Genomic DNA, 6,341 nt, shown 5'->3' on the forward strand with positions numbered 1-6,341 from the left:
TCAAAGGTAGGCAAGCAACATCCCCGTCTCGGTCCTCGCACTATCTCGGCTGGATCGGCCAGTGAATACCTCCATCAAACGATGTCCGTTAAGGGAAAACCCGTGTCGCCATCACGAACGTCTCGTCCAGTATATCGAGGTAGTCGTCGTCGCCGGGATCAAGGCTGTTGACGACCACCTCGCCGGCGTCGCCGTACGCGTGGACGAACCGTTCATCGCCGAGGCTGATGGCGACGTGCCCCGGGAAGAAGAGGAGGTCGCCCCGTGCGAGCCGGCCGCGATCCACCTCGCGTCCCATCCGGCGCTGCTGGTCGGCGTCGCGTGGGAGAGTGACGCCGGCGACGCGGTACGCCAGCCACACGAGCCCCGAGCAGTCGATTCCCTCGGTGGTCATGCCACCCCACCGATACGGCGTTCCGAGATACGACCGGGCGACTGCGACGACCCTCTTGACGGCGTCCACCGGCGGCTCCCGGGGGACCACCGCCGTGGCCGGCACCGTGTGGCGCTCGCCCGTTCGGAGGGTGATGCGCCATGCGTCACCGGCATGGCCGTCAACCTGAACCTCGGTGCCCGGATACAGCACTTCTGTTCGGGTTTCGACGGCCGACCGGAGGATGTGGTCTGGAACCACGTCGACGGGATCGGTCACCGCCGCCGTGCGCACCCATCCGACGTAACCGTCGGGGGTACGAACCCGACGCCAGGCGTCCTCACCGTTGGGTGCTGCGGTAGCGTCCTCACGGTCGATATCATCTCGCGCTGCGGCAGTGGGCCCTCGATCGTAGGCCTTGACCGCCGCACCGTCGAGGAGTTCGGTCACGCGCTCGCCGTCGCCCGACGGCGCGTCACGGACCGCCACCGGTCCGGATCGAACCGTCTTCGGCGTGGTGTTGGTCGCGAGAACTTGGATCGAGGCGTCGTCCGCGTCAATCACGCCGTCGGCCGCCCGGAGCGCACACGTTCGGAGGTACTCGTCGGAGACGAGTCCCGAGAGCGTCGGCGTGGAGCCGCGGTCGTCGACCGTCAGTTCGAACACCGCGACTCGGTCGTCGGGCGCGTGGCGCACCCGCGTCCGCTGGAGAGCGAGGCGAAGTCTGGTAGCGTCGTCCATGCCGTGACGACGATTACGTCCTGAGTGCAATCAGCGCGTTCCCTAGTATGACAGGCACGCCAGCTTTGAGCCGTCCACGAGTAGCTTCTCGGTACCGATGCCAACCATCGAGTCGATAGCCGTCGAAGAGCTCTCGACACCGCTCTCCTCGCCGTTCGTGATATCGCTCGGTGAACAACACGAACTAGCAAACGTCGTTCTCGCGGTCGAACTCGCCGACGGGACGCGGGGGTTCGGCGAGGCCGCGCCGGTGCCCCACATCACGGGCGAGACGCAGGGGACCGCGCTGGCGGCGTGTCGTGCGGCGCGGGAGCTGCTCGTCGGCGAGCCGATCGCGGACTACCGGGGACACGTCGCTGCGCTCCGCGAGTCATTCGCCGCTCAGCACACGGCACGGGCGGGACTCGAAATCGCACTGTTCGACGCCCGGTGTCGGTCGCTCGGCTGCTCACTCGCGGCGTTCGTCGGCGGTCGGGATCGACCCGTGCGAACCGACATCACGGTCAGTATCGTCGATCTCGAAACCGCCCGAGAGAAGGCGACCGACGCCGTCGGCGCGGGATTCACCGACCTCAAGGTGAAAGTCGGCGAGTCGATTGCAGACGGCGCTGCCCGCGTCGCGGCGGTCGCGGACGCCGCCCCCGACGCGACCATTACTGTCGACGCCAACCAAGGCTACACCTCGAAGGAGGCGCTTTCGTTCGTCGATCGCCTCAACGACCGCGGGGTGACGATCGATTTACTCGAACAGCCCGTTCCGGGTGCCGACCTCACCGACCTGAAGCGTGTCCGCGACGCCGTCAGGGTTCCCGTCGCTGCTGACGAGAGCGTATACTCCCCGACCGATGCTCGACGGGTCATTGAACGCGGAGCCGCCGACATCATCAATGTCAAACTCATGAAGTCCGGTGTGCTCGGTGCGCTCGATATCGTGAGCCTCGCCCAAGCGAGCGACGTCAACCTAATGATCGGGTGCATGCTCGAATCGAGCATCGGGATTCACGCCGCGGCCCACCTCGTTGCAGGCACTGGAGCGTTCGATTACGTGGACCTCGACGGAAACCTTTCGCTGGAAACAGACTTCCGGGAGCCGACAGTCGGCCCCGCCGTTTCGATCGACGGGCCTGGTCACGGTATCGTTCCTGATATCGATTAACACGAGTGAGTGATCGATCCTCGTCTCTCAGCACGATGTCAACACGCTTCGTTCCAACCCATGTACGGTCCGCAATAGAAATCGTCAAAACTGACCACGACCGCACTACAATTGAGCGTGACGCATTCGCGAAATTTACCGACCGCATCTCCTCCCTCGATGTCTCGTCGGTCGCTCCCGACTCAAATCATGCTCGGCACTCACCCGTGCAGACACTGGTCGCTTCCAGAACTGCAGGACGTGCAGAATCCCCACTCGCGCGTGCGCGTGATACCGTGACACCGTCATGAGCGTCCCTCACTACCAGGAAGAATACGATGACTCACTCTCCGAGAGCCTCGCCGAGGAGTTCGGTCCCGAGATCGCCACCGCGATGACAATGAACGATCACCTCACGCCTCACCTCCGAGACCAACTCATCGACATCAGTCACCACGCTCGCCAGAGCCGGCACGCCCTCTTACAGGGCCTGAAACACGAACATACCGCTCTCGAAGCTGCCGACGAGCATCTCACTCGCCTCGGTGCCGATCTCGATGACATCCTCTCCGCCCAGTCATTCCACGCCTGGATCGATGAAGACCTCGCGACCGCACGAGACTGCCTCCACACCCGAGAAGCGGAATGTGACCAGCTCGCCGCCGACCGGCAAACCACCCTCAACCAACAGCGCATTCCCAGCACTCGCCGTATCGATCACGAGTTCACACAGTATCTCTATGAGTCACTCCCAGTGACCTATCCCGTCCTGACAGACATCGCCAGCCTCGCCGAGACGCTTCGTACCGCCCAACACGGTGTCGAACGAGAACTCAGGTCACGAAACGCCACATCGTAGATTGGAACCAGCCCGTTCTGCTGCTCATTGAAGCCGCTTCCAAGCCCGTCAATACCTCCCAAACGATGTCGTGGAACGTACTCCGAATCCGATCCGGCTCATCGGCGACTGGGTCGGGCTCACGCTCGTCCGTGCGGGACTGATCGACTGTCAGCGAGAAGCCGAGCGCGTCGGGACAGTAGGTTTCGATGGTGAGTGATGCCTACAGTCCTCAGTGCCATTCAGGGACAGGTCCCACCATCGACGCCGACGCACTCAATATCGTACTCCGAAGCGAACCTAGTCATACTATGCGGTAGCGGATCGTTTCGCACCTACCCCTGTACAACACGGAAAATGGACGAGGTCACCGAGACGAGTGGACTGTCATGGCGGGTGCGCCGGGAGGATGCGTTTCGTCGGCGAGTTGTAATTCGATCCTCACGGATGCCAACCGTGACAGCACCCGCCAGCACTACCGACATTCCCGTTTTCGTGGTCTACGAAAGACCGTCGCTATCGCGCAACCGGAGGCCGTCTGGTGATGAGTGCGATCCTCGCCACACTGGGAGCGTAATCTACATCGGGGCGATACACCTCATCACACCCCGGCACTCCGGACAAGCGAACGACGCAGGCTTCTCCCCTGATCGTCGGGGATGCCGATGCTCGCACCCCACGCATTCGTAAACTGCCTCGCTCATGATGTCAGTGGTATTGTGTCTCAATCCACATCACGCTGTCTAGTTTAAGCATCTGAGCTGTGAGTCGCTCTTGACACATCGCGGCGGTGCGAGACACTCGGTTCCGCCGAACAGATGTGTGATTTTGATCGGCTTCTGCTGTTGAGGATCGGGTTCCGTTCCACGGAGCGGCACTTACGAGCCAGGATGTTCAGACAAGCAGACGGTTGAACACCGCTCCGACGACAACACCGATCGCAACCACGGTCCCGGCATACACCAGTAGCAGTCGGCGCTTGAACAGCTTGTTCAGAAGAATTAGATAGTGTTGGATAGTATCGGTCAGCTGGAGTTAGCCGCGCGTTTCATGCATACAAATCGCCGTTCGGAGCTCCTAACTATGAGTGCTTGGTTTTGTAGTGCTATTATCATGCTAGGCGTCTATTATTTGTAGCACCCCTTTGAAGGATCTGAAGATGTCGGACCAAAGCAATACATTCGACAGACGGACGTTCTTACAAGCGAGTGGTATCGCCACCAGCAGTACATTGATCGGTGAAGCAGCGGCACGTCCCGAGAGTACGTCTGCGGAAGAGATCGAGGGCGGCGATCCTGAAGCACTGCTCGCGCGGGCCGACGAGAAGTTCCCGGGTGGGATCGTCTCAGTGTATGCCAAGGAACTCACCGAAGATGGGAACGTGTTGGCAAGACATGAAGCCGATAAGGCTGTCAAGCCGGCCTCAAACGTGAAACTCGTCGCGTCAACACTCGCATTGAAGCACCTAGGTCCTGACTATCGCTTCAAGACTACTGTCCGCAGTAACGGCGAATCGAAGGGAAGCCAGCTCCACGGAGACCTCATCCTTTACGGGACCGGTGCAATACTGTCGGAAAGCGACCTCGAAAGGCTTGCTACTGATGTTGTGGAGACCGGTGTCAAGGGTATCCACGGCGACATTGTCGTCGACATCAGCGCGTTCGAGACGGACGGCTACGGGCCGATCTTTTCAGTCCGTGGACCGGGCTACCCAGAAGGATGGACCTGGGAGGACCCACAATATTCCTATGGCGCGCCTAGTTCTGCACTGGCACTCAACTGGAACAAGGTATCTATCACTGCCAAACATACTGATAAGGGACTCAACCTGTCGATCTCTCCAAATTCCTCGGTAGTAAACGTCGAGTCACACATATCGGCGGTCTCTGAAGGCGAAGACGGTTACTTTTACACATACCTCGACCGAGTGAACAACACGATTCACGCTATCGGTGAACTCCCCCCAGGGTACGAAGAAACTGAACTCGCCCCCGTAATGCGGCCCGACAAGCACTGTGGGAAGGTCTTTGCGCAGGCTCTAAAAACAAGGAATGTGAAGGTCAAAGGCGATGTTGTCCTGCGGACTAAGGCCACCGGGACGTCGCAGTCGGTGTTCGAGTCATCAATACGGTCCGCTCCGCTCAGAGAGATACTAGGACCAATGCTCAAAAACTCGAACAATGTCACCGCAGACCAGCTCGCGCTCGCCACTGCCCGCGCTGCCGCTGATCAGGGGTCCTTCAACACGTGGACTGATATAGCGAACGCATACTTCAAAAGCCTAGGTACCAATGCGACAATGCTTCGCGACGGTTCTGGACTCTCACAATTCAACCTCCTCTCAGCTCGGAACATTGTTTCACTCTTACAGTGGGTCGCGCACAAACCCTGGAGTTCGGCACTCTTCGAGTCATTGGCGACGCCCGGCGAGGGGACCCTCACCTACCGCCTCGATAACGTTGATGTTCCCGTGCAGGCGAAGACGGGAACCGTTCGGGGGACGCGGGCACTGTCCGGAATAATTCGGCGTCCGAACGACGCCGATGTAGCGTTCTCGATACTCATGTCGAATATGACAGTAGGCCTCGACGAAGCACGGGCGTACCAAGACAGACTGGTGGAGGCGTTCGTCAATGCTTGAAACTACTTACTAAGATCAGTATATTGTATGATTTTCACCGGTTGGTTGGCCAAATGCGATTCACGGCGGCAATCGCGTCGTTGAACACTACACATAATCGGGGCAGCGTCGAGTTCAGTCCGCGAGCCAGTACCCTACCGACCAACCGATCGCGAAGTCATCGTACCTGATCTTCCACAGCGGTAGCCGCCGGCATCGACCGGACCGTCGACGACGGTGCCGGTCATGCCAAAGCTGACGATGCCGAGTCGGTCGCTGTCCGGTTCGCGTGAACGCTGCGATCGTTGGTTGTCTCGACCTGCGAGCCGAGACCGAGCGAGCGCATAGCATCTCACTCATTGGAACCCAACCCAGACTGCCGTCGAAGGAACGACCTGCGGTCCGTGGCTGCTGACAACGGCTTCCAGAACTGGTACACCGAATACGAAATTACTGCACTGGACGGTGAGTACCTCGTTTATTACCAAGGATCGAGACCGATGGCTGTTGCGGCACTGTCTAGTCAAAGTACGAGCAGTTCCTGGGTCTGGTGTCTATGCAACTCCAAGAACTGCTCGAAGAGACGTTGAACACGGCATCTCTTGAGTGTTGGGCCGAGGAGAGCACCCCGACG

At 59.9% G+C, this 6,341-nt stretch carries 3 protein-coding genes and 2 pseudogenes; 4 read left to right on the forward strand and 1 reads right to left on the reverse strand.

Annotated elements, in window-relative coordinates:
- Nucleotides 1-88: 88 nt before the first annotated feature.
- Nucleotides 89-1,114: a C40 family peptidase gene (locus tag TX76_RS16220; protein ID WP_049903935.1), complete on the reverse strand. Its 1,026-nt coding sequence runs from the start codon at nt 1,112-1,114 to the stop codon at nt 89-91.
- A 97-nt stretch (nt 1,115-1,211) separates the two neighbouring features.
- Here TX76_RS16220 and TX76_RS16225 point away from each other — a divergent pair, with 97 nt between their 5' ends.
- The 4 genes and pseudogenes from TX76_RS16225 to TX76_RS17810 form a co-directional block, all read left to right on the forward strand.
- On the forward strand, nt 1,212-2,270 hold the full coding sequence (locus TX76_RS16225) for a dipeptide epimerase (protein WP_049903936.1): 1,059 nt from the start codon (nt 1,212-1,214) through the stop codon (nt 2,268-2,270).
- Between the two features lie 35 nt (nt 2,271-2,305).
- A pseudogene (locus tag TX76_RS16230) lies at nt 2,306-3,108 on the forward strand (DUF7260 family protein).
- Nucleotides 3,109-4,246: 1,138 nt separating this feature from the next.
- Nucleotides 4,247-5,728 (forward strand): D-alanyl-D-alanine carboxypeptidase/D-alanyl-D-alanine endopeptidase, encoded by a 1,482-nt coding sequence (gene dacB / locus TX76_RS16235; RefSeq protein ID WP_049903938.1) that lies wholly within the window; start codon nt 4,247-4,249, stop codon nt 5,726-5,728.
- Between the two features lie 356 nt (nt 5,729-6,084).
- Nucleotides 6,085-6,214 (forward strand): annotated as a pseudogene (locus TX76_RS17810) (IS5/IS1182 family transposase); the annotation flags it as partial.
- Nucleotides 6,215-6,341: the final 127 nt, after the last annotated feature.

Origin of the sequence: Halococcus agarilyticus, assembly GCF_000334895.1 — an archaeon.
GTDB classification, from domain to species: Archaea; Halobacteriota; Halobacteria; order Halobacteriales; family Halococcaceae; genus Halococcus; species Halococcus agarilyticus.

Bases quoted from the DNA above. Each gene is read 5' to 3' on its own strand.
- TX76_RS16220 (WP_049903935.1), bottom strand. From the start codon at position 1,114: ATGGACGACGCTACCAGACTTCGCCTCGCTCTCCAGCGGACGCGGGTG.
- TX76_RS16225 (WP_049903936.1), top strand. From the start codon at position 1,212: ATGCCAACCATCGAGTCGATAGCCGTCGAAGAGCTCTCGACACCGCTC.
- dacB (WP_049903938.1), top strand. From the start codon at position 4,247: ATGTCGGACCAAAGCAATACATTCGACAGACGGACGTTCTTACAAGCG.